The sequence below is a fragment of the Anaeromyxobacter dehalogenans 2CP-C genome (assembly GCF_000013385.1).
Classification (GTDB): Bacteria; Myxococcota; Myxococcia; order Myxococcales; family Anaeromyxobacteraceae; genus Anaeromyxobacter; species Anaeromyxobacter dehalogenans_B.
Genome location: NC_007760.1, coordinates 1,276,338 through 1,301,921, shown reverse-complemented (window position 1 = coordinate 1,301,921; position 25,584 = coordinate 1,276,338). Strand labels below are relative to the sequence as shown.

General features: G+C 75.8%; 24 protein-coding genes and 1 pseudogene. 15 read left to right on the top strand and 10 right to left on the bottom strand.

The annotated features are described in order from the left end of the window. Window positions 1–441: 441 nt before the first annotated feature. Window positions 442–2,703, top strand: coding sequence for an ATP-binding protein (locus ADEH_RS05800; RefSeq protein ID WP_232287437.1), 2,262 nt, complete (start codon window positions 442–444; stop codon window positions 2,701–2,703). Here ADEH_RS05800 and ADEH_RS05795 read toward each other — a convergent pair whose 3' ends face one another. Beyond that, window positions 2,704–3,636, bottom strand: coding sequence for a DMT family transporter (locus ADEH_RS05795; RefSeq protein ID WP_011420186.1), 933 nt, complete (start codon window positions 3,634–3,636; stop codon window positions 2,704–2,706). Next, window positions 3,633–4,634, bottom strand: coding sequence for a DMT family transporter (locus tag ADEH_RS05790; protein ID WP_011420185.1), 1,002 nt, complete (start codon window positions 4,632–4,634; stop codon window positions 3,633–3,635). The genes ADEH_RS05795 and ADEH_RS05790 overlap by 4 nt, the downstream gene beginning before the upstream one ends. 104 nt (window positions 4,635–4,738) lie before the next feature. Here ADEH_RS05790 and uvrA point away from each other — a divergent pair, with 104 nt between their 5' ends. Further along, window positions 4,739–7,639, top strand: coding sequence for an excinuclease ABC subunit UvrA (uvrA, locus tag ADEH_RS05785; RefSeq protein WP_011420184.1), 2,901 nt, complete (start codon window positions 4,739–4,741; stop codon window positions 7,637–7,639). 10 nt (window positions 7,640–7,649) lie between these two features. On the opposite strand, the pseudogene ADEH_RS05780 reads toward uvrA, so the two are convergent. The 3 genes and pseudogenes from ADEH_RS05780 to ADEH_RS05770 form a co-directional block, all read right to left on the bottom strand. Beyond that, window positions 7,650–7,907, bottom strand: a pseudogene (locus tag ADEH_RS05780) (HNH endonuclease); the annotation flags it as partial. A 171-nt stretch (window positions 7,908–8,078) separates the two neighbouring features. Next, entirely contained in the window at window positions 8,079–8,621 is a 543-nt protein-coding gene (locus tag ADEH_RS05775; RefSeq protein WP_011420183.1) for a beta-class carbonic anhydrase, read from the bottom strand. Window positions 8,622–8,759: 138 nt separating this feature from the next. Next, a complete protein-coding gene (locus ADEH_RS05770; protein ID WP_041453821.1) occupies window positions 8,760–9,017 on the bottom strand; it encodes a hypothetical protein in 258 nt (85 codons plus the stop codon). Window positions 9,018–9,183: 166 nt separating this feature from the next. On the opposite strand from ADEH_RS05770, the gene ADEH_RS05765 reads away from it, so the two are divergent. The 11 genes from ADEH_RS05765 (at window position 9,184) to ADEH_RS05715 (ending at window position 17,308) form a co-directional block, all read left to right on the top strand. Continuing rightward, window positions 9,184–10,389, top strand: a complete 1,206-nt coding sequence (locus ADEH_RS05765) for a hypothetical protein (protein ID WP_041453352.1) — start codon at window positions 9,184–9,186, stop codon at window positions 10,387–10,389. Between the two features lie 70 nt (window positions 10,390–10,459). Further along, entirely contained in the window at window positions 10,460–10,882 is a 423-nt protein-coding gene (locus ADEH_RS05760) for an NUDIX domain-containing protein (RefSeq protein ID WP_011420181.1), read from the top strand. Continuing rightward, window positions 10,879–11,433 (top strand): AmmeMemoRadiSam system protein A, encoded by a 555-nt coding sequence (gene amrA, locus ADEH_RS05755; protein ID WP_011420180.1) that lies wholly within the window; start codon window positions 10,879–10,881, stop codon window positions 11,431–11,433. The genes ADEH_RS05760 and amrA overlap by 4 nt, the downstream gene beginning before the upstream one ends. Next, window positions 11,430–12,485, top strand: a complete 1,056-nt coding sequence (locus ADEH_RS05750; protein ID WP_011420179.1) for a M50 family metallopeptidase — start codon at window positions 11,430–11,432, stop codon at window positions 12,483–12,485. Before amrA ends, ADEH_RS05750 begins: the two co-directional genes overlap by 4 nt. Window positions 12,486–12,516: 31 nt before the next feature. Beyond that, window positions 12,517–13,170: a molybdenum cofactor biosynthesis protein MoaE gene (locus tag ADEH_RS05745; RefSeq protein ID WP_011420178.1), complete on the top strand. Its 654-nt coding sequence runs from the start codon at window positions 12,517–12,519 to the stop codon at window positions 13,168–13,170. Next, window positions 13,167–13,526: a response regulator gene (locus tag ADEH_RS05740; protein ID WP_041453351.1), complete on the top strand. Its 360-nt coding sequence runs from the start codon at window positions 13,167–13,169 to the stop codon at window positions 13,524–13,526. The genes ADEH_RS05745 and ADEH_RS05740 overlap by 4 nt, the downstream gene beginning before the upstream one ends. After that, window positions 13,523–14,476, top strand: a complete 954-nt coding sequence (locus ADEH_RS05735; protein ID WP_011420176.1) for an HD-GYP domain-containing protein — start codon at window positions 13,523–13,525, stop codon at window positions 14,474–14,476. Before ADEH_RS05740 ends, ADEH_RS05735 begins: the two co-directional genes overlap by 4 nt. A gap of 30 nt (window positions 14,477–14,506) precedes the next feature. Continuing rightward, on the top strand, window positions 14,507–15,136 hold the full coding sequence (locus tag ADEH_RS05730; protein WP_011420175.1) for an HAD family hydrolase: 630 nt from the start codon (window positions 14,507–14,509) through the stop codon (window positions 15,134–15,136). A 107-nt stretch (window positions 15,137–15,243) separates the two neighbouring features. Continuing rightward, entirely contained in the window at window positions 15,244–15,558 is a 315-nt protein-coding gene (locus ADEH_RS05725; RefSeq protein ID WP_041453350.1) for a hypothetical protein, read from the top strand. A gap of 168 nt (window positions 15,559–15,726) precedes the next feature. Beyond that, a complete protein-coding gene (locus ADEH_RS05720) occupies window positions 15,727–16,944 on the top strand; it encodes a S1C family serine protease (RefSeq protein ID WP_041453349.1) in 1,218 nt (405 codons plus the stop codon). 67 nt (window positions 16,945–17,011) lie between these two features. Continuing rightward, window positions 17,012–17,308 carry a hypothetical protein gene (locus ADEH_RS05715; RefSeq protein WP_011420172.1) on the top strand — a complete coding sequence of 99 codons (297 nt, stop codon included), beginning with the start codon at window positions 17,012–17,014 and terminating at the stop codon, window positions 17,306–17,308. Here the strand turns inward: ADEH_RS05715 and ADEH_RS05710 are convergent. Beyond that, window positions 17,305–18,114 (bottom strand): RNA methyltransferase, encoded by an 810-nt coding sequence (locus ADEH_RS05710; protein ID WP_011420171.1) that lies wholly within the window; start codon window positions 18,112–18,114, stop codon window positions 17,305–17,307. The genes ADEH_RS05715 and ADEH_RS05710 overlap by 4 nt on opposite strands. A gap of 29 nt (window positions 18,115–18,143) precedes the next feature. Here ADEH_RS05710 and ADEH_RS05705 point away from each other — a divergent pair, with 29 nt between their 5' ends. Next, complete coding sequence (locus ADEH_RS05705; protein WP_011420170.1) at window positions 18,144–19,103, top strand: phosphoribosylaminoimidazolesuccinocarboxamide synthase; 960 nt, start codon at window positions 18,144–18,146, stop codon at window positions 19,101–19,103. A 524-nt stretch (window positions 19,104–19,627) separates the two neighbouring features. Then, entirely contained in the window at window positions 19,628–21,019 is a 1,392-nt protein-coding gene (locus ADEH_RS05700; protein WP_011420169.1) for a sensor histidine kinase, read from the top strand. A gap of 15 nt (window positions 21,020–21,034) precedes the next feature. On the opposite strand, the gene ADEH_RS05695 is transcribed toward ADEH_RS05700, so the two are convergent. From ADEH_RS05695 to pnp, 4 genes are read right to left on the bottom strand one after another with little or no spacing between them, the layout of a single operon-like run. Next, entirely contained in the window at window positions 21,035–21,565 is a 531-nt protein-coding gene (locus ADEH_RS05695; protein WP_011420168.1) for a hypothetical protein, read from the bottom strand. A gap of 26 nt (window positions 21,566–21,591) precedes the next feature. Next, window positions 21,592–22,911 carry an adenylosuccinate lyase gene (purB, locus tag ADEH_RS05690; RefSeq protein ID WP_011420167.1) on the bottom strand — a complete coding sequence of 440 codons (1,320 nt, stop codon included), beginning with the start codon at window positions 22,909–22,911 and terminating at the stop codon, window positions 21,592–21,594. Between the two features lie 15 nt (window positions 22,912–22,926). Further along, window positions 22,927–23,370 (bottom strand): dUTP diphosphatase, encoded by a 444-nt coding sequence (gene dut, locus ADEH_RS05685; protein ID WP_011420166.1) that lies wholly within the window; start codon window positions 23,368–23,370, stop codon window positions 22,927–22,929. A 25-nt stretch (window positions 23,371–23,395) separates the two neighbouring features. After that, entirely contained in the window at window positions 23,396–25,561 is a 2,166-nt protein-coding gene (gene pnp, locus ADEH_RS05680; protein ID WP_041453348.1) for a polyribonucleotide nucleotidyltransferase, read from the bottom strand. Window positions 25,562–25,584 lie beyond the last annotated feature (23 nt).

Below are 25,584 nucleotides of genomic sequence, written 5' to 3'. Positions count from 1 at the left end.
CCGTCCCGCCGGGCGCCTCCCCGTGGAGGGAGCCGCGGGCGTGGGCGCGGAGCGCGGAGCGGCCGGCGGCCGGCCGGGCGGGCGGTCGCGGTCCCCGTCCGTGCGCGGCCGTGCGACGTCGGAATACACCGCGGACGGCCCCCGTTTGCACCGCCGGAGGAATCGCCACCCGCATGCTGCGCACCATCCGCTCCCGCCTGTTCCTGCTGGTGGGGCTCGCCTCGCTCGCGTTCGTCGCGCTCGGCGCGCTCGTCTCGGTCCGCTCGTTCCGCGCGCGGGCCGAGGGCGAGCAGCTCTCGAACCTCGAGGTGGCGCGGACCGCCGCGGCCGCGCTGCGCGCCCAGGTGGACGGGGTGGCCCGCGCCAGCGCCGTGCTCGGGCACGCGCTGAGAGGGCGGCCGCATCCTCGGCGACGACGCGGCGCGGCTGCTCGCGATCGCGGTGCGGGACTCCGGCGTGGTCCGCGACCTGTCCTGGGTGGCGCCGGACGGCCAGGTGGTGGCGTCCAGCGACGCGCGGCTCCACGAGGTGTCGTTCGCCGACCGGGCCGAGCTGCGGCGCCTGCTCGCCGGCGACGCGGTGGCGGTCGGCGACCTCGTGCGCAACCCGGCCGACGGCGCGCCGGTCGTGGCGGTCGCGACCGCGGTGCGCGACGGCACGGGGCGGCTCTCGGGCGCGCTCCTGGCCGCGGTGGACCCCGAGCGGCTGGCGGCGCGCGTGCTGCCCGACCGCGAGGGCGAGGGCAGCGTCGTCGCGATCGTCGATCGCGCCGGCCGCCTGGTGGCGCGCGCGCCGGCGGTGCCGCTGGCCTGGGACGATCGGCTGATCGCCGGGTCGCAGGACCTCGTGCGCGCGGCGCTGGCGGGCGCCGAGGCGGCCGGCCCGATGCGCGCCGAGGGGGGCGGCCCCGCGCGGCTCGCCGCGGCGGTGCCGGTGCCCGAGCTGGGCTGGGCGGTGCGCGCCACGCAGCCGCGCGCGGCCATGCTCGCGCCCATGCGGCGCGAGCTGGCGCTGGGCGTCGCGGGCGCGGGCCTGGTGGCGCTGGTCGCGCTGGGCGCGAGCTGGGTGGTGGGCGCGCACACCTCGCGCGCGCTGCGCCGGCTGGAGCGCCACGCCGCCGCCCTGGAGCGCGGCGAGGCGCAGGGGCCGCTCACCGGGCCGGACGAGGTGGTCCGGCTCGGCGCCGCCTACGCGCAGATGGCGCGGCACCTCGACGCCGCCCGCCGCCGCTTCGAGGCGGCCTTCGCCGAGGCGCCGGTCGGCGTGCTGATCCTGGACCCCGCCGAGCTGCGGGTGCGCTGGGCCAACCAGGCGTACCTGGCGTTCCTGGACGCGCCGTTCCGCGGCGCGGGCGTGCAGGGGCTGCGGCTGGAGGAGTTCCTCCCGCGCGCGCACGAGGCCGGCCTGATCGCGCTGCTGCGCGAGGTGGCGGCCGGCGACGTCGCGCACGAGGAGCAGGAGTACCGGTACGACGGGTTCGCCCGGGGCACCACCTGGTGGCGGTGGTCGGTGCGCGCCGTCGAGTCCGCCGGCGGCGGGCGGGACCTCGTGCTCATGATCACCGAGGTGACCGAGCAGGTCCGCGCCCGGGAGCAGGTCGAGGCCGACCGGCGCCGGCTCGAGACGGTGCTGCGGGTGCTGCCGGTGGGCGTGCTCATGGCCGACGCCGGCGGGCAGGTGGTGCAGGCGAACGACGCCGCCCGGCGCATCTGGGGCTCGCGCGCGCCGTTCCGCCCGGGCGCGCTCTACCGCGAGCAGCGCGCGCGGCGGGCCGACTCGGGGACGCCGCTCGCCCCCGGCGACTGGGCGCTGCAGCGCGCGCTGCGCTCCGGCGAGGCGGTCGGCGGCGAGCTGGTCGAGATCGACCGCTTCGACGGGACGCAGGCGGTGGTCCTGAACGGCGCCGCGCCCATCCGCGACGGCGAGGGGCGCGTGGTGGGCGCGGTCACCACGCTGCTCGACGTGACCGAGCTGCGGCGCGCGGTGCGCAACCGCGACGAGGTGCTGCAGGTGGTCTCGCACGACCTGCGCACCCCGCTCTCCGCCGTGACGCTGGGCGCCGCCGCGCTGACCCGGCTGCGCGACGGCCCGGACGCCGCCGCGCAGGCCCGCCGCGCCGCCGGCCGGCTCGCCGCCGCCGGCCGCCGCATGAACCGGCTCATCGACGACCTGCTCGACCTCGAGACGCTGGAGGAGGGCCGGCTCTCGATGCGGCCGGAGCCGTGCGACCCGGCCGACCTGCTGGGCGAGGCGGCCGACCAGCTCCGCGAGGCCGCGCGCGCGAAGGGGCTCGACCTGTGCCTGTCGGCCGCGCCCGGCCTGCCGGCGGTCGCGTGCGATCGCGACCGCGTGCTGCAGGTGCTCGGCAACGTCGCCTCGAACGCGGTGAAGGCCACCGAGGAGGGCGCGGTGTGCCTCGCCGCCGAGGCGCAGGGGGACGGGGCGGTGGTCTTCCGGATCCGCGACACCGGCCCGGGCATCCCCGACGCCGACCTGCCGCACGTGTTCGACCGCTTCCAGCGCGGCAGCGCCGCCCGCTGGCGCGGCTCGGGCCTGGGGCTCGCCATCGCGCGCGGCCTGGTGGAGGCGCACGGCGGCCGGATCTGGGCGGAGAGCGCGCCCGGGGCCGGCACCACGGTGAGCTTCACCCTGCCCGCCTCCGCGCCCGCGCCGGACCTGGCCGCGCACGCGGCGGGCGCCTGATCAGGCGCGCGGCGCGCGCGGCCGGTGCCCGAGCACGGTGCCGTAGGCCACGCCGGCCACCCCCACCAGCATCCCCGCCATGCCCGCGGCGCTCACCGGCTCGCCGAGCAGGAGCGCCGCGAGCGCGTACTGCGCGAGCGGCGTGAGCTGCAGCCACACGGCGGCCTCGCCGATCGAGAGCGCGCCGTAGGCCTCGGTCATGAGCACCTGGGCGGCGTACGCGGCGAGGCCCATCCCCGCCGCCAGCGCCCACGCGGTGGGGTCGGTGGGCCAGGCGCCGAGCGCGAACGGGAGCGCCACCGGGAGGCCGCCCAGGCAGAAGTAGAAGAAGATCGTCGGCGCGTTGTCGGTGGCCCGCATGGCGCGGATGACGACCGAGGAGAACGCGGCGAACACCGCGGCCGCCACCGCCAGCCCCTCGCCCAGCCCGATCCCGAGCGCGAGCGACCCGTTCCCCAGCACCAGCACCACGCCGCCGGTCGCGACGAGCAGCGCCAGCACCAGGTGCACGGTGGGGCGCTCGCCGAACGCGCGGATGCTCATGGCGGTCGCGATGACCGGGAACAGGTTGTAGAGCATGCCGGCCTCGCCGGCCGGGATGCGCGCGAGCGCGAGGAAGTACAGCACCACCACGATGCCGCCCGAGAAGCCGCGGGTCCACAGCAGGCGGAGGTCGTGCGGCCGGTACAGGCCGGGGCGGACCCGGAACGCGACCAGCGACACCGCCGCGCCCACCACGAACCGGATCACGGTGAGCTGGCCGGCCGAGAACGCCGCGTCGCCGCGGGACAGCCGCCGCGCCAGCACCGCCATGAGGCCGAAGGAGAGCGCCGCGCCGAGCAGCTCGAGGCGGGCGAGCCAGCGGGGCTGGGGCCGCGGAGCGCCGGCGCTCCGCGCGGGCGCGGCCGGCGTCGCGGCGGGCTCGGGCGTCACGGCTCCTCCGCCGGCAGGCCCTCGGCCAGGCGCGCCTCGCGCGACCGGGCCTCGCGCGGCGCGTGGCCGAGCAGGCTGCCGTAGAGGATGCCGCCCAGGCCGAGCAGCACGCCGACGACGGTCGCCGCCGAGAGCCGCTCGCCCAGCGAGAGCGCCCACAGGTAGCTGGCGATGGGGGTGAGCTGCTGCCACAGCGCCGCCTCGGGCACCGACAGCGCGCCGTAGGCCTCGGTCATGAAGAGCTGGGCGAGGAACGCGACCACCCCGACCCCGAGCGCCGCCAGGTACGCGCCCGGCGCCGACGGCCAGGCCTGGAGCGCGTAGGGCAGCGACACCAGCAGGCCGCCCACCGAGAAGGAGAAGAAGATGGTCGGGGCGTTGTCGGTGGTGCGGAGCGCGCGGATGGCGGTCACCGCCGCGCCGCCCAGCACGCCGGAGACGATCCCCAGCACCTCGCCCCAGCCCAGCCCGAGGCGCACGCTCCCGCCCCCCAGCACCAGCCACACCCCCGCGCTCGCGACCGAGAGGGCGATCCAGAGGTGCACCGTCGGGCGCTCGTTCAGCACGAACAGCGAGAGGAGCACCGCCCAGATGGGAAACGTGTTGTTGAGCAGCGTGGCCTCGCCGGCCGGGATGCGCTCGATGGCGAGGAAGTAGAGCAGCGCCGCGATGCCGCCGAAGAGGCCCCGCGCGAAGAGCAGGTCCTTGCGGTGAGGCCGGAAGGTGCCGGGCCGCGCCCGGAACAGCGCCATCACGGCGGCGAGCCCGATCGCGAACCGGACCAGCGTGGCCTGCCCCCCGGACATGCCCTCGCGCGCGGCGAGCTTCGCCAGCGCCGCCGAGGCGCCGAACAGCACCGCCGCGCCGAACAGGAGCCCGCGGGCGCGGCGCCGGAGCCGGGCCAGGCCGTCCGGGCCGCCGGCCGCGGGAGCGGGCGTCCGGGCGGTCGCCGCGCCGCCCGGCGCGAGCGCGCCGGCAGGGGTCACGCGAGGGGACATGGGCCTGTCGGTGCTATCACCTTCGCGGGAAACGCGGAAGGCGCGCCGCCCGGCCGGCAGCGGCGCTGGCCAATGTCGGAATCCTCCGTTAAGTAGACCGCTTCATGAGCGAGCCCGAGTTCATCACCGTCAAGGGGGCGCGCGAGCACAACCTGAAGTCGGTCACGTTCGAGATCCCCAAGAAGAAGCTGGTGGTCTTCACGGGCGTCTCCGGATCCGGCAAGTCCTCGCTCGCCTTCGACACCCTCTACGCCGAGGGCCAGCGCCGCTACGTCGAGTCGCTCTCCTCCTACGCCCGGCAGTTCCTCGGGCAGATGGAGAAGCCGAAGTACGACACGCTCCGCGGGCTGTCGCCGACCATCTCGATCGAGCAGAAGGCGGCGTCGAACAACCCGCGGTCCACCGTCGGCACCATCACCGAGGTCCACGACTACCTGCGCGTGCTCTACGCCTCGATCGGCGTGCAGCACTGCCCGGGCTGCGGGCGCGCGGTGGGCAAGCAGACCGCGCAGCAGATCGTGGACACCGTGCTCGGGATGCCGGAGGGCGCGCGCATCCTGGTCCTCGCGCCGCTGGTCCAGAACCGCAAGGGCGAGTACCGCGACCTGTTCGCCGACCTCGCGAAGCGCGGGTTCTCGCGCGTGCGCGTGGACGGGATGATCCACCAGCTCACCGACCGGCTCGCGCTCGACAAGAAGCTGAAGCACGACATCGAGCTGGTGGTGGATCGCCTGGTGGTGAAGGAGACCATCCGCCCGCGCCTCACCGACTCGGTGGAGACCGCGCTCCGCGAGGGCAAGGGGACGCTGGTGGTGGCCGACGCCGACAAGGAGCAGAAGGTCGGGCCCGGCGATCCGGAGGAGTACAAGCGGCACGACCGCTTCTTCTCCGAGCTGAACGCCTGCCACGCCTGCGGCCTCAGCTTCGGCGAGCTGACGCCGCCCGGCTTCTCCTTCAACTCCCCCATCGGCTTCTGCACCGACTGCCAGGGCCTGGGCACGCGCCCGGAGATGGACCCGGACCTCATCGTCCCGGACCCGTCGCTCACCATCCGCGAGGGCGCGGTCGAGCCCTGGGCGAGCGGGATGGAGCGCGGCGAGGGCTGGACGTTCGAGTTCGTCGAGCACCTGTCGCGCGCGCTGAAGCTCGACCTCGACACGCCCTGGTCCAAGCTGCCGAAGAAGGACCGCGACGTGATCATGCTCGGGACCGAGGCCGCCGGGAACGGCCGCTACCGGCTCGAGTGGGAGGGCGTGGTCAACCAGCTCTACCGGCGCTTCAAGGCCACCGGCTCGGAGGCGATGCGGCGCTGGTACATGCGCTTCTTCTCCGACAAGCCCTGCCCGACCTGCGGCGGCGAGCGGCTGAAGCCGGAGAGCCGCGCGGTGCGGATCCGCGGCCGCGGCATCGTGGAGCTGTCGCACCTCACCATCGCCGAGGCGCACGCGTGGCTCTCCGCGCTCGACCTCGCCGGCAACGAGGCGCGCATCGCCGACGAGCTGCTGAAGGAGATCCGCAACCGGCTCAAGTTCCTGCTCGACGTGGGGCTCGGCTACCTCACGCTCGACCGCCCCGGCCCGTCGCTCTCCGGCGGCGAGAGCCAGCGCATCCGGCTCGCCTCGCAGATGGGGTCGGAGCTCACCGGCGTCATCTACATCCTCGACGAGCCGTCCATCGGCCTGCACCAGCGCGACAACGGCAAGCTCCTCGCCACGCTCAAGCGGCTCCGCGACGTGGGCAACTCCGTCATCGTGGTGGAGCACGACGAGGAGACGATGGAGGAGGCCGACTGGATCGTGGACTTCGGCCCGGGCGCCGGCGCGCACGGCGGCGAGGTGGTGGCCGAGGGCACGCCCGAGGAGGTGAAGCGCAACCCGCGCTCGCTCACCGGCGCGTACCTGTCCGGCCGGGCGGAGATCCCCCTCCCCGAGCGGCGCCGCGCCGGCGACCACGGCGCCATCACGATCTTCGGGGCGCGCGAGCACAACCTGAAGGACGTGACCGCCACCTTCCCGCTGGGCCGCTTCGTGGCCGTGACCGGCGTGTCCGGCGCGGGCAAGTCCACGCTCGTGAACCGCATCCTGCGCCCCGCGCTCATGCGCCACCACTACGGCACGCGCGAGGCGCCCGGCGCCCACGAGCGCATCGAGGGCGCGGCGCTGGTGGACAAGGTCATCGACATCAACCAGCAGCCCATCGGCCGCACCCCGCGCTCCAACCCGGCCACCTACACCAAGCTCTTCGACCACATCCGCGAGGTGTTCGCCCAGACGCCCGAGGCGCGCGCGTTCGGCTACCAGCCCGGGCGCTTCAGCTTCAACGTGAAGGGCGGGCGCTGCGAGGCGTGCCAGGGCGACGGCATGAAGCTCGTCGAGATGCACTTCCTCGCAGACGTCCTGGTGCCCTGCGAGGTGTGCGGCGGCAAGCGCTTCAACGACGCCACGCTCCGGGTCACGTTCAAGGGGAAGAACGTCGCCGAGGTGCTCGACCTGTCGGTCACCGAGGCGGGCGCGCTGTTCCAGAACCACAAGGAGATCGCCCGCATCCTGCGGACGCTCGAGGACGTCGGCCTCGGCTACCTGAAGCTCGGCCAGCCCTCCACCACCCTCTCCGGCGGCGAGGCGCAGCGCATCAAGCTGTCCCGCGAGCTGGCGCGCGTCGGCACCGGGCGGACGCTGTACGTGCTCGACGAGCCCACCACCGGCCTGCACTTCGAGGACGTGAAGCGGCTGCTCCACGTCCTCGACCGGCTGGTGGACGCCGGGAACAGCGTGGTGGTGATCGAGCACAACCTCGACGTCATCAAGTACGCGGACTGGGTGATGGACCTCGGCCCCGAGGGCGGCGACGAGGGCGGCCGGATCATCGCCGAGGGCACGCCCGAGGAGGTCGCGCGGGCGCGCGGCAGCCACACCGGCCAGTACCTGGCGAAGGTGCTCGCCGCCCACGCCGCCCGCCGCCGCGCCGCCCCGCCCCGCGCCGCCGAGCGCACCGCCGCGGTGTAGGCGGGAGGCCTCACGCCGACCCGCCACGAGCGCGCGGGGCATACGCGTCCATCAGCACGTCGCCGAGGATGCGCCGCGCCTCCTCGAGGTTGTGCCCCCGGCAACGGATCCGGAGGTTGTCCGCGGTGGAGGCCCCGCCGCGCGCCCGCGGCACGACGTGGTCGAGCTCGAGCCGGTGGGTCGAGCCGCAGGTCTCGCCCGACGGAAGGACGAAGGTGCACCGTCCGCCGTCGCGCGCCCAGACCTCGCGGCGAACGTGGGCAGGAAGTCGCAGTTCGACAGGCTCACTGCGAGCGGACTCAGGCGCCCCGCGCCCCACCCACGGGCCTCTCGTGAGCCGATCCCCGCGGCCCCGGCTCCGGCCAACCAACCCCGCCCCCGACCACCCCCGCACCCTCAAAGGCCCCCTTCCCAACACCCCCAGCCCCGCGCCCCGCCCCTACCCGAACGCGTGCTCGTATCCGCGCTCGATCACCTCGAGCGCGCCGGTGCGGATGTCCATCAGCGCGGCGTGCACGGGGATGTGGCGCGGCAGGAACGGCGACGCGCGGATGGCGCGCACCGTCTCGCGGGCGCCCTCGCGCACGTCCGGCACCAGGCCGAAGAACGCGCCGGGATCCTGCGGGATGTCCGCGTCGGCCACGCCGCGGGCGCGCATCACGCGGCGCAGCTCGGCGGCGCCGACGCTGGCGACGCCGCAGTCGGTGTGCGGGATGACCAGGATCTCCTGGCAGTCGTTCACGTACACGGACGCGGCCAGCGCCCGCATCAGCTCGGAGCCGGGCGCGATGCGCGCGCCGGGGACGCGGAGCGCCACCGCGTGGCCGCGCTCGACGCCGAGCGCGCTGCCGAAGAAGTGCGTCAGCCGCGGGTCCACGCAGGTGACGATGCACAGGTGCCGGTGGGCGATGTAGCTGCCGGGGTCCTTGCCCGGCCCGGCCACCTTCCGGTTGTCCTCCAGGATCTCGTCGAGCAGTGCCACGGCGCTCCTCTCTGGCCTCGCCCGGGGCCGGGCGGGCCGGACAGGTTAGAGCGCCTGCCCGCCGGCGACAACCCACTGGAACGCGAAGGGCCGCCCCGTCGCCGAGGCGGCCCGTCGATGCTGCGCTGCGGCGAAGGCCTAGCTCTTCTTGGTCTCGTCCTTCTTCTCGGCGGCCTTCTTGGCGGCGCAGTGCGGGCACTGGCAGTTCGCGCCGCACTTGCACTCCTTGCCCTCGCCCGCGCACGGGCAGCCCACCTTCGCGTCCTTCTTGTCGCCCTTGTCCGCCTGCGCGGTCTTGTGCATCGGGCAGTTCTTGCAGTCGTCCCCGCACGCGAGCACCGGCTGCGCGGCGAAGACGGCGAAGGCGGCAGCGGCCGCGAGGAGCATCCGGATCATGGTCGTCTCCATCGGTGGTGAGCGGCCGCGGACGGCCGGGTGGAGCGCGAAGCCTAGGAACCGGTGCGGCGGCGTGTCAAGCGAAGGGGCGTCGCAGCCGGGGCACCCGGGACGGCCGGGAGACGCCGGGTGGACCCGCCCCAGTACGGCCGCTAGATTCCCCCGCGTGACGACCATCGACTCCGAACGGCTGCTGGCCATGCTCCGCGACCCGAACGTGGAGAGCCAGGAGATCGCGGCGCTCGTGGGCGCGCCGCGCGAGGAGGTCGGCCGCGCCGCCCGGCTGGTGCTCGGGCTCGCCCGCGCGAAGCCGGAGGAGGTCGCGACGCTCCCGGCCCCGCTCGCGCTGGCGCTCTCGCGCGCCGCGCTCGCGGCGCCTCGCGCGGACGTGCTGGCCGCGCTCGCCGGCCACGCCTCCCGCGACGTCGCCAAGGAGGCGAAGCGCGGGCTGCACCTCCTGCGCGCCCGCGGGGTGCAGGTGCCGGAGCCGCCGCGGCCCGCGCCGCCCGTCGCCGCGCCGGCGCCGGCCGAGCCGCCCCCGCCCGCCTACGCCTCGGCGGTGGACGGCCGCGGCGAGCGCGCGGTGTGGCTCTCGCGCGCCGTGCCGGGCAAGGGCATCGAGGTGGGCCAGGCGGTGATCTCCGACGAGCGCGGCCTGGTGGAGCTGCAGGTGGCGCTGCTCGGGCGCAAGGAGTGGCGCGCGTTCGCCCGCGGCATCCTCGACCGCGGCGCGGCCATGGGCGTCGGCGAGCTCGAGCGCGATCGCGCGCACGCGCTGGTGGCCGAGGCCCGCGCCCGCAACGAGGTCACCGGCCAGCGCGTGCCGGAGGGCGCCGACCTGTGGCTGGCGCAGCTCGGGCCCGCCGCGCCGCTCCCGGATCCGGCGGCGCGCTTCCCGGCGCTCCCCGCCGCGGAGGAGGCCGCCGCGCTGGAGGCCTCCGGCGCGCTCCACGACCTGCCGCTCCTGCGCGGCTGGTTCGCCGAGGAAGGCTACCTGCGCGAGGTCGCGGCGCGGCTCGACGAGGTGTCGGTCTCGCCGCTCTACCTCGACGAGCGGCAGCGCAGCGAGCAGCTGGCGCGCGTCCTGGAGGACGCCGTCGCGCGCTCCCTCGAGCCGCCGCGGCGCGCGCTGCTGGCGGGCCGCCTCTACTCGGTGGCCGAGCACCTCGACGCCGCCGGCGACGCCGCGAACGCCCGCGCCGCCGCCGCGGCCGCGCGCGCGCTCGTGGCGGGCAGGCCGGCGGGCGAGATCCCGTTCGCCCGCCGGCTCCTCGAGAAGGCGTTCCCGCCCGCGGCGCCGGCCGCCCCCGGGCCGGACGCCGGCGCGCCCTCGCCGGGCGAGGGTTCGCCGCTCATCGTGGCGCCGCGGTGAACCGTCGCGCCGAACCGCCCGGCCCCCCTCGCGAATTGACCGACGGGGCGGCCTGCGCTACCTCTGCTCCGTGCCGCCCCCCGCCGGTCCGTCGCCCACCGTGGACGTGGTGATCCTCCTGCCCGGGGACCGCGTGGTGCTGGTGCGCCGCAAGTACCCGCCGCCCGGCTGGGCGCTGCCGGGCGGCTTCGTGGAGGTCGGCGAGACGCTCGAGGCCGCCGCGGTCCGCGAGGCGCGCGAGGAGACCGGCCTCGAGGTGACGCTCGAGGACCTCGTCTACGTGTACTCGGACCCGCGCCGCGATCCCCGCCGCCACACGCTCTCGGCGGTGTTCCTCGGGCGCGCCGCGGGCGAGCCGGCCGGCGCCGACGACGCCGAGGAGGCGCGGGGCTTCGCCTGGGACGCGCTGCCCTCGCCCGTCGCCTTCGACCACGCCGAGATCCTCGCCGACGCCCGGCGCCTGCTGCTCACCGGCGCGCGCCGCCGCCCATGACCCCGCTCTCCGCCACCGACCGGGCCGCCCTGCTCGGCATCGCGCGCGGCGCGATCCTCGCCCACCTCGGCCTGGCGTCGCCGCGCCCGCTGCCGGAGGAGGGCGCGCTGGGCGAGCCGCGCGGCGCGTTCGTCACGCTCCAGGTGGACGGGGAGCTGCGCGGCTGCATCGGCACGTTCCAGCCCGCGGGCAGCCTCGCCGCCACCGTGGCCGCCATGGCGGTCGCCGCCGCGCACGAGGACCCGCGCTTCGCGCCGCTCGCGGCCGGCGAGGTCGCCCGGCTCACCGTGTCCGTGTCGGCGCTGGGCACGCCCCGGCGCATGGCCGACGCGGCCGAGCTCGAGGTCGGCCGGCACGGCCTGCTGGTGAAGCAGGGCTGGCACCGCGGCGCGCTCCTCCCCAAGGTGGCGGTCGAGCACGGCTGGGACGCCGCCACCTTCCTGAAGCACGTGTGCCTGAAGGCCGGCCTCCCCGCGCGCGCCTGGCAGGAGCCGGACGCCGAGGTCGAGGTGTTCGAGGCCGACGAGTTCGGCGAGGAGCCCACGCATTGACCACCGCCGTCGCCGTGATCGCCGCCATCCTGGCGGTGTCGCTGCTCATCGTGGTGCACGAGGCCGGGCACTACCTCGCCGCCCGCCGCTCCGGCATGCGCGTCGAGCGCTTCAGCGTCGGGTTCGGCCCGGTGGTGCTCTCCTTCCGCCGCGGCGAGACCGAGTTCGCGATCTCCGCGCTGCCGCTGGGCGGCTACGTGCGCATCGCCGGCATGGCGCCGGGCGAGGACGTGGATCCGGCCGACCGGGGCGCCTACGCGAACCAGCCGGCCTGGCGGCGCTTCGTGGTGATCCTGGCCGGCCCGGCCATGAACTACCTCGCCGCGGTGCTGATCGCGGCGGCGCTGCTCGCGAGCGTGGGGCTGCGCAGCCCCGACGCCTCGGCGCGGGTGGGCGCGCTCGTGCCGGGGAAGCCGGCCGAGGTGGCCGGGCTGCGCCCGGGCGACCGGATCGCGGCCGTGGACGGGCAGCCGGTCGAGACCTGGACCGACCTCGTCGGCCAGCTCCAGCGCCACCCCGGCCAGCGCATCGTGCTCGACGTGGAGCGCGGCGAGGGCGCGGCGGCGCAGCGGCTGGCGCTGCCCATCACCCCGGAGGACGACGACGGGGTGGGCCGGGTCGGCTTCCGGCAGCACGACGTGCTGGTGCGGCGGGGCGCGGTCGGCGCGCTCGCCGACGGCCTCTCGCGCACCAACGCCCAGCTCGGCGGCCAGCTCGCCGCGTTCGGCCAGGCGTTCTCCGGCCGCCAGAAGGCGGAGCTGTCCGGCCCGGTGGGCATCGCGCAGGAGCTGGTGCGCGGCGCGCACGAGGGCGTGGAGCGCTTCTTCACGCTGGTCTGGACCATCTCGGTGGCGCTGGCGCTGCTGAACCTGTTCCCCATCCCGGCGCTCGACGGCGGGCGCCTGGTGTTCCTGGCCTACGAGATCGTCACGCGGCGGCGGGTGAACGCGCGGGTGGAGAACGCGCTGCACCTCATCGGCTTCGTGGCGCTCGTGGGGCTCCTCCTCGCGGTCACCGTGTTCGGCGACCTGGCCCGCCTGCGGGGGCGCTGAACCGGCCCGCCCGGCGCGCTAGGCTCCTGCCATGCCCGTCCACGTCCTCTACTTCGCCGGCGCCCGCGACGCGGCCGGCACCTCGCGCGAGACGCTCGCCGAGACCCCCGGCACCGTGGCCGACCTGCGCCGCGCGCTCGCCGCGGCGCACCCGGCGCTCGCCCGGATCCTGCCGCGCTGCCGCATCTCGGTGGACCAGGCCTTCGCCGACGACGCCGACGCGATCCGCGACGGCGCCGAGGTGGCGCTCATCCCCCCCGTGGCCGGCGGCGCGCCGGTCTTCAAGGTGGTGGATCGCCCGCTGGCGCTCTCCGAGGTGGTGGACGCGGTCTCCGGCCCGGGGCTCGGCGGCATCGTGACGTTCACCGGCACGGTGCGCGACGCGACCCGCGGCCGGCGCGTGCTGCGCCTCGAGTACGAGGCCTACCCGGGCATGGCGGAGCGGAAGCTCGCCGAGATCGGCGAGGCGGTGGGCCGCGAGCACGAGGCCCGGGTGGCCATCGTCCACCGGGTGGGCGTGCTCGCGCCCGGCGAGGCGGCGGTGGTGATCGCCTGCGCCGCCCCGCACCGCACCCCGGCGTTCCGGGCCTGCGAGGCCTGCATCGAGCGGCTGAAGCAGGACGTCCCCATCTGGAAGCGCGAGGTGTACGAGGACGGGTCGGAGTGGGTGGGCCTCGGGCCGTGAAGGTCCTGATCGCAGACGACGACCGGCTGGTCCGGACCATGGTCGCCGACCTGCTGGCCGAGCTCGGCCACGAGGTGGTCGCGGCCGAGAGCGGGCCGCAGGCGGTGGAGCTGGCGGCCCGCGAGGCGCCCGACCTGCTCGTCCTCGACTTCCTCATGCCGCGGCTCTCGGGGCTCGACGCGCTCCGCGCCATCCGCGAGGCCGGCTCGCGCGCCCCCGCCGTGCTCCTGACCGCCATCAGCGGCCGGAGCGTGCGCGGGGTGGAGGGCGCCGACGCCGCCGAGGTGGTGCTGGAGAAGCCGGTGACGCGCCGGGCCCTGGCGCGCGCGCTGGAGCAGGCGGTGCGGGCGCGATGAGGGTGTTCCGGACGCTGTTCCTCTCGATGCTGGCGGCGAGCGCGCTGCCCACCGCGGTGCTCGCGCTCGTGCTGATCCGCGACCGCGGCGGGCTGGACGCGGCGCCGGCCGCGGCGGTGCTCGCGTCGGCGGCGCTCTCGGCGGCGCTCTCGGCCTGGGTGGCGCGCCGGTTCACCGAGCCGATCCGCGCCAGCGTGCAGGGCGCGCTGGAGATCGCGCGCGGCCGCTTCGGCCGCCAGGTCGCGGTGCGGAGCCGCGACGAGCTGGGCGACCTCGCGCACGCGTTCAACCACATGTCCCGCGAGCTGGCCGGCTACGACGCCGAGAACCGGCGCCTGGTGGCCGCGCTCGAGCGCGGCTACCTCGACACGATCCGCAGCCTGGCCTCGGCCATCGACGCGAAGGATCCGTACACGCGCGGCCACTCGCAGCGGGTCGCCGAGCTGGCGGTCGAGATCGGCCGCGAGCTGGAGCTCGGCCCGCAGGCGCTGCTCGCGCTCGAGTACGGCGGCGTGCTGCACGACGTGGGCAAGATCGGCATCCCCGACCACGTGCTCGCGAAGCCGGTGCCGCTCACGCCCGAGGAGATGGCGCTCATGCGCGAGCACCCGCGCGTCGGGGCGGAGATCGTGGGCGGCGTCGAGTTCCTGCGCGAGGCGCTCCCCGCCATCCGCTGCCACCACGAGCGCTGGGACGGCGCCGGCTACCCCGACCGGCTGGCGGGCGCCGGCATCCCGCTCGCGGCGCGCATCGTGAACGCGGCCGACACCTGGGACGCCTGCACCTCCGACCGGCCGTACCAGGCGGCGCTCGCGCCCGCCGCGGCGGCGGCCGTGCTGGCGGAGCTGCGCGGGGCGCAGCTCGATCCCGCGGTGCACGACGCGCTGCTCGCGGTGCTCCGCCGCCGCGGCGCGCTCCCGCCCGCCGGGCGCGCCGACAGCGCCGCGTGATCGCGCGGCGGGTGTAGACTCGCCGCCGCCATGCCGCGCCTCGCCATCCTCGACCTCGACGGCACGCTGGTCGACTCGCTCGACGACCTCGCCGCCTCGGTGAACCACGCGCTCGCCACGGTGGGCCTGCCGCCCCGCACGCAGGAGGAGATCCGCGCCTTCGTGGGCGAGGGCGCGCGGGTGCTCCTCGAGCGCGCGCTCGGCCCGCACGCCGAGCGCCTCGAGCCGGCGCTCGCCGCCTGGCGCGCGCACTACGAGGCCCACTGCCTCGACACCACCCGCCCGTACCCCGGCCTCGCCGCGGCGCTCGCCGGGGCCGGCCGCACGCTGGCGGTGCACACCAACAAGCCCGGCGCCATGGCCCGCCGGATCCTCGACGGGCTCGGGCTCCTGGGCCGCTTCGCCGTGGTGGTGGGCGGCGACGAGGCGCCGCGCAAGCCGGACCCGGAGGGCGTCCGCGTCATCCAGGCGCGGGTGGGGGCCACCGACGCGGAGACCGTCTTCGTGGGGGACAGCCCGGTGGACGTCGCCACCGCGCGGGCCGCCGGCGTGCAGATGGTCGCGGTGGGCTGGGGGCTGCGCAGCCGCGCCGCGCTCCTCGACGCGGGCGCGACGGTGCTGGTGGAGAGCGCCGCGGAGCTGGTCCCGTGGCTCGCGTGAGGGCGGCGGGGAAGGCCTCGGCGCGGTCGCGCGGCGGCGCCGCCCGGAGCGCTCGGCGGGGCTCCGAAAACTCGCCGCGCGCGCGCGGGCGTGCTACCCGGAACCCCATGCTGAAGCTCGTGCTGAAGCTCGCCGTCGCCGGCGCCGCGCTGGCCGCGGTGTGGGCGTTCGTGCCGTTCGGCGGGCGCACGCTGGCCGACCGCTGGAAGGCCGCCCGGACCCCGTCGGAGTTCGTGGACCGGACCTGGGCCGAGATGAAGGGCACCCCGCCCGCGAAGGCGCCGCCCGCCGCGCGCCCGCCGGCGCAGGCCCGGCAGCAGCCCGGCCGCGGCGGCGCCCCGGCGCGGCCGACCGAGGGCCACACCGAGGCGGACCGCCGGGCGCTCGACCGCATCGTGGCCGAGCACCTCGACGGTCGCTGAGCTCCCCTCCCCGCCGCCCGCGCGAGCGTCGCGCCGGGCGACCCGCCGCCCGACCGCCCGCCGCTGGCCCGGGTTCGCGTCCTGACACGCGGGTGCGCCTTCTTGCGCACCTCCTCGCCGCCGCCCCACCTTGGATCGGGAGCCCGCGCTCCGCGGGCGGAGGTGGCCATGTCCGGGTGGACGGTGCTGCTGGCGGCGGTGCAGCTGGTCGCGGGGGCCTCGCCCGGCGCGCGAGGGGTGGCCCCTGCGGCCGCGTCGGCGGCGCCGCCGGCCGCCGCCGTGGCTTCGGCCGCGTCGGCCGCGACCGCGTCCCCCGGGGCCTCCGCGCGCGGCGCGCTCTACACCGAGGCGGCGCGTTCCTCCGCCCCTCCCCCGCAGGCGATGGCGGGGCTCCCCGACCTCTCCCGGCTGGCCGAGGCGGCCATCCCGGCGGTGGTGGGCGTGGTGACGCAGCAGCCCGAGCCGCCGCAGCAGGGCGGCGACGACGGGCTGCGCGAGCTGTTCGACAAGCTGCACGACGGACCGCGCCGGGGGATCGGGTCGGGCTTCGTGATCCAGCGCGACGGCTGGGTGCTCACGAACGCCCACGTGGTGGAGGGCGCCGACCGGGTGGAGGTGGATCTCGGCGGCGGCGTCCCGCGGCTGCCCGCGCGCGTGGTGGGGCTCGACGGGGAGTCGGACGTGGCGCTGCTCAAGGTGGAGACGCCGCGGCCGCTGCCGGTGGTGCCGCTGGGCGACTCCGACCGGATCACCGTGGCGGAGTGGGTGATGGTGATCGGCAGCCCGTTCGGCCTCGACCACTCAGTCACGCTCGGCATCATCAGCCACACCGGCCGCAACGACATCTCGCCGGTGGGCCGGCCCGGCACCTACGACTTCATCCAGACCGACGCGTCCATCAACCCGGGGAACTCCGGCGGCCCGCTGCTCAACCTGCGCGGCGAGGTGGTCGGGATCGCCACCGCCGTGAACGCCACCGGGCAGGGCATCGGCTTCGCCATCCCCATCAACATGGCGAAGGAGATCGTCGGCCAGCTCCGCGATCGCGGGCGGGTGGTGCGGAGCTGGCTGGGCGTGTCGGTGCGCGAGCTCACCCCGCAGCAGGGTGTCCCGCCCGGCGGGGTGGAGATCACCGAGGTGGCGGCCGGCGGCCCGGCCGCCACGGCGGGGCTGCGCGTCGGGGACGTGATCACGTCGATCCAGGGGCACGTGGTGCACACCCCCTCGCGCCTGCGCTGGTACGTCTCGACCGCAGGCGTGGGGCGCGAGGTGGAGCTGCGGCTGCGGCGCGGCGGCGCCGGAGAGCGGACGCAGAAGGTGCTGCTCGCCGAGGTGCCGGTGCACGAGCAGGCGCGGGCCGAGGCGCGGCAGGTGCTGGGGGAGTGATCGGGGGCCCGCCGCGGCCCCCGCGCTGTTGCGCTCCGGCCGCGGGTCTGGTAACCACCGCCCCTCTATGGCCGAGACGACCACCAAGACCAAGAAGAAGGCCCCCGCCGCGAAGGGCGGCGGCAAGAAGAGCTGCACCATCGCCGGCTGCAAGCGCGCGTACCGTGCGAAGGGCCTCTGCTTCTTCCACTACAAGAAGTTCCGCCGCGGCGAGCTCGAGGCGAAGCCGGCCCGCTGGTTCGCCTGCTCCAAGCCGGAGTGCAAGAAGAAGGTGTTCCAGCACGGCCTGTGCGAGGAGCACTTCACCGCGTGGAAGAAGTCGCGGAAGAAGAACCAGGGCGCCGAGGCGGCTCCCGCGGCCTAGGCCGTTCCGTCGCCGCGCGGCGCAAGCCGCAGCGTCCGCTCCAGCGATCGCAGCGCCCCGAGGAGCAGCTCGACCTCGCGCTGGGTGGGGTCGGCGCGCGCGAGCAGCCGCCGGAAGTCCGCCAGGATGTGCTCCGGGTTCTGCGGGTTCAGGTACCCCGCGGCGCCGAGGACCGCCTGCGCGCGAGCCCAGAGCGCCTCCACGGTCTCGATGCGGGCCGGCGCGTCGCCGCCGCGGCCGGGCGGCGCCTCCGCGGGCGCCGCGCCGGGCGGCGGCGCCGCGCGCGCCACCTCGTACGAGATCACCGCCACGGCCTGCGCGAGGTTCATCGAGTCGTAGGCGGCGGCGGTCGGGATGGTGCAGACCGCCTGGCAGAGCTCCAGCTCGGCGTCGGACAGCCCGCGGCGCTCCTCCCCGAACACCACCGCCACCTCGCCCTGCGCCGAGCGCCGGACCAGCTCGGCCGCCAGCCCGCGCGGCTCGAGCCAGGGCCGCCCCTCCACCGCGCGCGAGGTCGTCCCGCACACCCAGGTCGCCGGCCCGATGGCCGCGCGGAGGTCGTCGTGGATCTCGGCCCCGTCCAGCAGGTCCGAGGCCTTCCGGGCCATGCGCCGGGCCCGGGCGAGGACGTCGTCGCGGGCGGTGGCCGCGCCCGTTCCGGGGGTCCGCGGCGGCCCGCCCCACGCAGCCGGGGCCACCACCACGAGGCGGGACAGGCCGAAGTTCTTCATCACCCGGGCAGCGGCGCCGACGTTGTCGGCGCTCTGCGGCCGGTGGAGCACGAGGCGGATTTTTCCCGGGTGCATGTGTGCCCGCCACGTATAACATCCCGCCCATGATCCCCGACGACAAGCTGCGGGCCCAGCTCCCGCACACGCTCCGGCAGCTCGACCTCCCCGGTCTCGGCGAGCTGTACCGGGGGAAGGTCCGCGACAACTACAGCCGCGGCGACCGGATCGTCATGGTCACGACCGACCGCATCTCGGCCTTCGACCACGTGCTCGGCACCATCCCGTTCAAGGGCGAGGTGCTGTCGCGGCTCACCGCGTTCTGGTTCGACAAGGTGAAGGACCTCGCGCCGACGCACATCGTCGAGGTGCCGGATCCGAGCGTGATGGTGGTGAAGCGCGCCAAGGCGCTGCCCATCGAGATCGTCATCCGCGGCTACATCACCGGCTCGCTCTGGCGCGACTACCAGGCCGGCAAGGCCGACTACGGCATCGCCTGGCCGGCCGGGCTGCGCAAGGACCAGCGCTTCGACGAGGCCGTCATCACGCCCTCGACCAAGGCCGAGTACGGCAAGCACGACGAGCCCATCGGCGAGGACGAGCTCCTGAAGCAGGGGCTGGTGGCGCCCGACGTCTGGAAGGAGGCCACCGCCGTGGCGCGGCGGCTGTTCCAGCGCGGCCAGGAGTGGGCGCGGACCCGCGGCCTCATCCTCGTGGACACGAAGTACGAGATGGGCATCGCCGACGGCAAGCTGGTGGTCATCGACGAGATCCACACGCCCGACAGCTCGCGCTACTGGGTGGCCGACGGGTACGAGGAGCGCTTCGCGCGGGGCGAGGACCAGGAGATGCTGGACAAGGAGAACATCCGGCAGTGGCTCATCAAGGAGCACGGGTTCTCCGGGCACGGCACCCCGCCCCCGCTCACCGACGACGTGCGGGTGATGCTGGCGCGCAAGTACATCGAGGTCTTCGAGAAGCTCACCGGCGAGACGTTCGCGTCCGAGGTGGGCTCCGTCGCCGCCCGCATCGAGCGGAACCTCCGCGCCACGGGTCACCTCGCCTGAGCCTCGGGCGGGGCCCGGCGGACGATCCCCCGGCTGCCCGCGCCCCGTCCGCACCCCGATTGCCCGGCCCGCGCGCGCGGCACCCGCCCGCGCGGCGGGCTATGAGGCGCTCCGATGCGCGCAGGGCTCCAGGGCCGGGCGCAGGCGCCCCTCCTCCACGCCCCCACCGCGGGCCACCCGTCCCGCACGGCGCAGCTCCAGGCCATCACCGCCGCGCTCTCCCGCGCCGTCACGCGGGGCGACGTGGCGCGCGCGCTGGTCGAGCGGACGCTCGACGCCATGGCCGCGCAGGAGGGCGCGCTGTGGCTGGTGGAGCGCGCCGGCGGGGTGGCGCGCCTCGTCCACGCGGCCGGCATGCCGGAGGAGGAGCGGGCCCGCCTGGAGCTCCTGCCGCTGGAGCGCGGCGCGGGGCCGGTGCCGGCGAGCATGGTGGCCGGCGAGGCGCAGTTCCTGACGAGCCGCCGCGAGCTGGCGGAGCGCTTCCCGCGCGGCTGGAGCGGCTCCCGGAGCTGGCGCTCGCGGCGGTGCCGCTCGAGGCGGAGGGGCGCTGCCTCGGCGCGCTCGCGCTGGTGTTCCACGCGCGGCGGCACTTCGACGAGGAGGAGCGGATCTTCCTCGCGGTGCTGGCGCGGGTGGCGGCGCAGGCGCTGGCGCGCGCGCGGCTGTTCGAGTCGGAGCGGGCCGCGCGCGCGGAGGCGGAGAGCGCGCACCGCCGGGCGGCGTTCCTGGGCGAGGCGAGCGCGCTGCTCGCGTCGTCGCTCGACTGGGAGGAGACGCTCGCCTCGGTGGCGCGGCTGGCGGTGGCGGGCGTGGCCGACTGGTGCTGGGTGGAGCTGCCGGAGGGGCTCGCGGGCGGCGCGGCGCCGGTGGTGGTGGCCCACGTCGATCCGGCGCGCGCGGAGCTGTCCGCCGCCTGGCGCCGGCGCTTCCCGCCCGGCCCCGACGCGCCGTCCGGCGCGCCCGCGGTGATGCGGACCGGCCGCTCCGAGCTGTACCCGGAGCTGCCCGCCTCCCTGCTCGAGGCGGGCGGGCGCGACCCCGAGGCGCTCGCCGCCGACCGGGCGCTCGAGACCTGCTCGGCCATGGTGGTGCCGCTCTCGGCCCGCGGCCGCACGCTCGGGACCATCACCCTCGTGGCCAGCCGCTCCGACCGGCGCTACGGCCCGGAGGACCTCGCCATGGCGGAGGAGCTGGGCCGGCGCGCCGGCGTCGCCATGGACAACGCGCGGCTCTACGACGAGGCGCAGCGGGCCATCCGCGCGCGCGACGACGTGCTCGCGATCGTCTCGCACGACCTGAAGAACCCGCTCGAGGCGATCTACCTCTCCGCGGCGCTGCTGCTCCGCACCGGCGCCGCGCCGCGCCTGCGGCGGCACGCCGAGACCATCCAGCGCTCCGCCGCCCGGATGGACCGGCTCATCCGCGAGCTGCTCGACCTGTCCAGCATCGAGGCCGGCCGGCTGGTGGTGGAGCCCCGGCCCGAGCCGCTCGACGCGGTGGTGGAGGAGGCGCTGGCCGGCCTCTCGCCGCTGGCCCAGGAGCGCGGGGTCGCGCTCGCCGCCGACACCGCCGGCGCCCGCGAGCCGGTGCCGTGCGATCGCGAGCGGATCCTGCAGGTGCTCTCGAACCTGGTGGGGAACGCGCTCCAGTTCGCCGCCCGCGGCGGGCACGTCACCGTGCGCGCCGCGCTCGCGCCCGCCGAGGCGCGGGTGGAGGTGCGCGACGACGGGCCCGGCATCGCCCCGGCGCAGCTCCGGCGCGTGTTCGACCGCTACTGGAAGAGCGGCTCCCGGCGCGGCAGCGGCCTCGGCCTCTCCATCGCGAAGGGCATCGTGGAGGCGCACGGCGGGCGCATCGAGGTCGAGAGCCAGCTCGGCGCGGGGAGCACGTTCCGCTTCACGCTGCCGCGGCGGTGACCTCGGCGAGAGGGCTCAGGCGAGCCGCGCGGCCAGGGCGCGGCGCAGCGGCTCGAGGTCGTCCTCCGGCGGCAGCCAGGCGGTCACCGCCAGCGGCTCGCCCGCGCCGACCGGCAGCAGGACGAGCCGCCGGAGGTGGTCGTGCGTGCCCGGGGTGGAGCGCGGGGCGAGCCAGCTCGGGATCTCCGCGCCGGCGCGCGCCGCGTAGCCGCGCGCCAGCGCCTCGGCGCGGCGGCGGCGCGCGTCCGCCACGGTCTCCACCTCCGCCGTGACGTACGCGGCGAGCGGGCGCGTCACGGCCGCCGCGAACGGCGCCGCCGGGCGCACCGAGACGATGCCGCCGGCCACGCGGGCCCGGACCGCCCGCCCGCCCAGGATCGCCAGCAGCGCCGCGGCGACCGCCAGCGCGCCGGCCAGCGCCGGGAACGCGGCGCGGGCGGCCCAGGCGGCGCCGAGCAGCACCAGGGCGAGCACCGCCAGCGCGCGCGGCCGCGCCAGCCGCGAGGTCACGTCGAGCGCGCCGACCGACTCCTCCAGGCGGAGCATGCGCGGGCCCTCCGGCGCGGCGCGGCTCAGGCCTCGCCGAACACCCGGCGGAAGATGGTGTCCACGTGCTTCAGGTGGTAGTCGAGCGCGAAGCAGGCGTCGATCTCCTCCGCCGTGAGCAGCCGGCTCACGTCGGGGTCGCGCTTCAGCGCGGTCCGGAAGTCCACCTTCTCCTCCCAGACCTTCATCGCGTTCCGCTGCACGAACACGTAGCCCTGCTGGCGGGCCACGCCCTTGCCGACCAGCGCCAGCAGCACGCGCTGGGCCTCGTACAGGCCGCCGGTGAGGTCCAGGTTCTCGCGCATGCGCTCGGGGTAGACGCGCAGGTTCTCGATCATGCCGGCGAAGCGGTGCAGCGCGAAGTCGAGCGCGATGGTGGCGTCCGGCCCGATCACCCGCTCCACCGAGGAGTGGCTGATGTCGCGCTCGTGCCAGAGCGCCACGTCCTCCATGGCGGCGAGCGCGTAGCCCCGCAGCAGCCGGGCCAGGCCGGTGAGGTTCTCGGAGAGGATGGGGTTGCGCTTGTGCGGCATGGCCGAGGAGCCCTTCTGGCCCGCCGTGAACGGCTCCTCCGCCTCGCGCACCTCGGTGCGCTGCAGGTGCCGGACCTCGACCGCCTGCTGCTCCAGCGTGGCGCCGCAGAGCGCCAGCGCGGTGAACAGCTCGGCGTGGCGATCGCGGTTCACCACCTGCGTGGCCGCGCCCTCCCCGCCGGCGAGCCCCACCTTCTCCATCACGAACGCCTCGACCCGCGGGTCCACGTTCGCGAACGTGCCCACCGCGCCGGAGATCTTGCCGACCGCCACCACCTCCGCGGCGCGGGCCAGCGCGGCGCGGCGCCGCGTCCAGGCGTCGTACCAGCCGGCGAGCTTCAGCCCGAACGTGATCGGCTCGGCGTGGATGCCGTGGCTCCGGCCCACCATCGGCGTGCGCCGGTGCTCGAAGGCGCGCTTGCGCACGGCGGCGAGCACGCGGTCCACCCCGGCGAGCAGCAGCCGGCTCGCGTCGCGGAGCTGCACCGCCAGCGTCGTGTCGAGCACGTCCGAGGAGGTCATGCCCTTGTGCAGGTGGCGCGCGGCCGGGCCGCCCTTCTCCTCCACGAAGGTGAGGAAGGCGATCACGTCGTGCTTCACCGTCCGCTCGATCTCGTCGATGCGGGCCACGTCGGCGGCGGAGAACTCGAAGCCGTCGAACGCCTTGCGGAGCGCCTCGAAGTCCTCGGGCGGGACCTCGCCCAGGCGCACCATCGCCTCGCACGCGGCCAGCTCCACGTCGAGCCAGATGCGGAAGCGGTGCTCGGAAGTCCAGATGCGGCCCATGTCGGGCCGGGTGTAGCGCGGGATCATGGCGTCCTCCTGAGGCTACTGGCCGGTCGAGCCGAAGCCGCCGGCGCCCCGGTCGCTGTCGGTCAGCGCGTCCACCAGCTCGAGCTCGGCCCGGACCACCGGCGCGATCACGAGCTGGGCGATGCGATCGCCGCGGGCGAACGCCACCGGCGCCTGCCCGTGGTTCACCAGGATGACCCCCACCTCGCCCCGGTAGTCCGCGTCGATGGTGCCCGGCGCGTTCACCATGCCGACGCCGTGGCGCGCGGCCAGGCCGGAGCGAGGCCGCACCTGGCCCTCGTGGCCGGGCGGCAGCTCCAGGGCGAGGCCGGTCGGGACCACCCGCCGCTCGCCGGGGGCGAGCGTGAACGGCTCGTCGGCGCGCAGGTCGAGGCCTGCCGCGCCGGCGGACTCGTAGCGTGGGAGATCGAGCGGGGGGCCGCGATGGCCGACGCGGCGGACTCGGACGGTCACGGGCATCGGCGTCCTCGCGGCCCCTCGCGGCCTACTTGGCCGGCTCGCCCTTCGGCGGCTCGGTGCCCTCGGACTTCTTGGCGCTGTCGGCGAGCGCCTCCTTGCGCGAGAGGCGGATCTTCCCGGAGCGGTCCACCGAGATGACCTTCACCATCACCTCCTCGCCCTCGGAGAGGACGTCGGAGACGCTCTTCACGCGCTTGTCGGAGAGCTCGGAGATGTGGATGAGGCCGTCGGTGCCCGGGAAGATCTCCACGAAGGCCCCGAACTCGGCGATCTTGCGCACCGTGCCCATGTAGATCCGGCCGACCTCGGCCTCCTGGGTGAGGCCGCGGATCATCTTGATCGCCTCCTCCACCTTGTCCTGGTTCGGGGACGCGATGGAGACCGAGCCGTCGTCCTCGATGTTGATCGAGGTGCCGGTGCGGGCGGTGATGTCCTTGATGGTCTTGCCGCCGGGGCCGATGATGTCCTTGATGCGCTCCGGGCGGATCTTGATGGTCGTGATGCGCGGCGCGTAGGCGCTGATGCTGCCGCGGGGCGCGGAGAGCGCCTTCGCCATCTCGCCGAGGATGTGCTTGCGGCCCTCGGCGGCCTGCGAGAGCGCCTGCTCGAGGATCTCGCGGGTCACGCCGCCGATCTTGATGTCCATCTGGATCGAGGTGATGCCCGCGGCGGTGCCGCACACCTTGAAGTCCATGTCGCCGAGGTGGTCCTCGTCCCCGAGGATGTCGGAGAGGATGGCGATCTTCTCGCCCTCCTTGATGAGGCCCATGGCGATGCCGGCCACCGGCGCCTTGATGGGCACGCCGGCGTCCATCAGCGACAGGCAGCCGCCGCACACCGAGGCCATCGAGGACGAGCCGTTCGACTCCATGATGTCGGAGACCACGCGGACCGTGTAGGGGAACTGGTCCTCGGGCGGCATCACCGCGCGGAGCGCGCGCTCGGCCAGCGCGCCGTGGCCGATCTCGCGGCGGCCCGGGCTGCGCAGGAACTTCACCTCGCCGACGGAGAACGGCGGGAAGTTGTAGTGCAGCATGAACTTCTTGAAGACCATGCCGGTGAGCATCTCGACGCGCTGCTCGTCCTCGGCGGTGCCCAGCGTGGTGGCCACCAGCGCCTGGGTCTCGCCGCGGGTGAACAGCGACGAGCCGTGCACGCGCGGGAGCAGCCCCACCTCGCAGGTGATCTTGCGGATGTCGGCCATGCCGCGGCCGCCGATGCGGCGGCGCTCATCCGTGATCATCTTGCGCATGTAGTCGTACTTCACGTCCTCGTAGTAGCCCTTGATCTCCTTCTCGCGGAGGGCGATCGTCGCGAGCTTCGCCGCGTCGCCGGCCGCCTCCTCCTTCAGGGCCTGGAGGAGCTCCTTCTTGATCTCGGAGAGCCGGCCGTAGCGGTCGTGCTTCTCGTCGCGGCCGTAGGCCTCCTTCACCTTCTCCCAGGTGAGCGCCTTCACCTTGGCGCGCAGCTCGACGTCGTTCTTGGGCGGGTCGAAGGCGCGGCGCGGCTTGTTGCCCGTGGCCGCGCGGAGCGCGTCCTGCGCGTCGAGCAGCGGCTGGACCGCGGCCTGCCCGAACAGCAGCGCCTCGATCATCACCGCCTCGGACACCTCCTGGGCGCCGCCCTCCACCATGACGATGGCGTCGCGCGAGGCGGCCATCACCACGTCGAGGTCGGCGTCGGCGCGCTGCGCGAGCGTGGGGTTCGCGACGAGCTGTCCGCCGACGCGGGCGACGCGCACGCCGGCGATGGGGCCGCCGAACGGGATGTCGGAGATGTGGAGCGCCGCCGACGCGCCGGTGAGCGCGAGCACGTCGGTGTCGTTCTCCTGGTCGAAGGAGATGACGGTCGCGATGACCTGCGTCTCGTTGGAGTAGCCCTCGGCGAACAGCGGCCGGCAGGACCGGTCCACCAGGCGCGAGGTGAGCGTCTCCTTCTCGGTCGGGCGGCCCTCGCGGCGGAAGAAGCTGCCGGGGACGCGGCCCGCGGCGAACAGCTTCTCCTGGTAGTCCACGGTGAGCGGGAAGAAGTCGATGCCTTCCTTCTTCTCGGCGGCGGAGACCGCCGTCACGAGCACGATCGAGTCGCCGAGGCGGACCCAGACCGAGCCGTGCGCCTGCTTCGCGACCTTGCCGGTCTCGAGGAGGACTTCCTTGCCGCCGACCGTGGCGGTCTTCTGGATGGGCGTCATGTGCACCTTCCTCGGGACGCGCC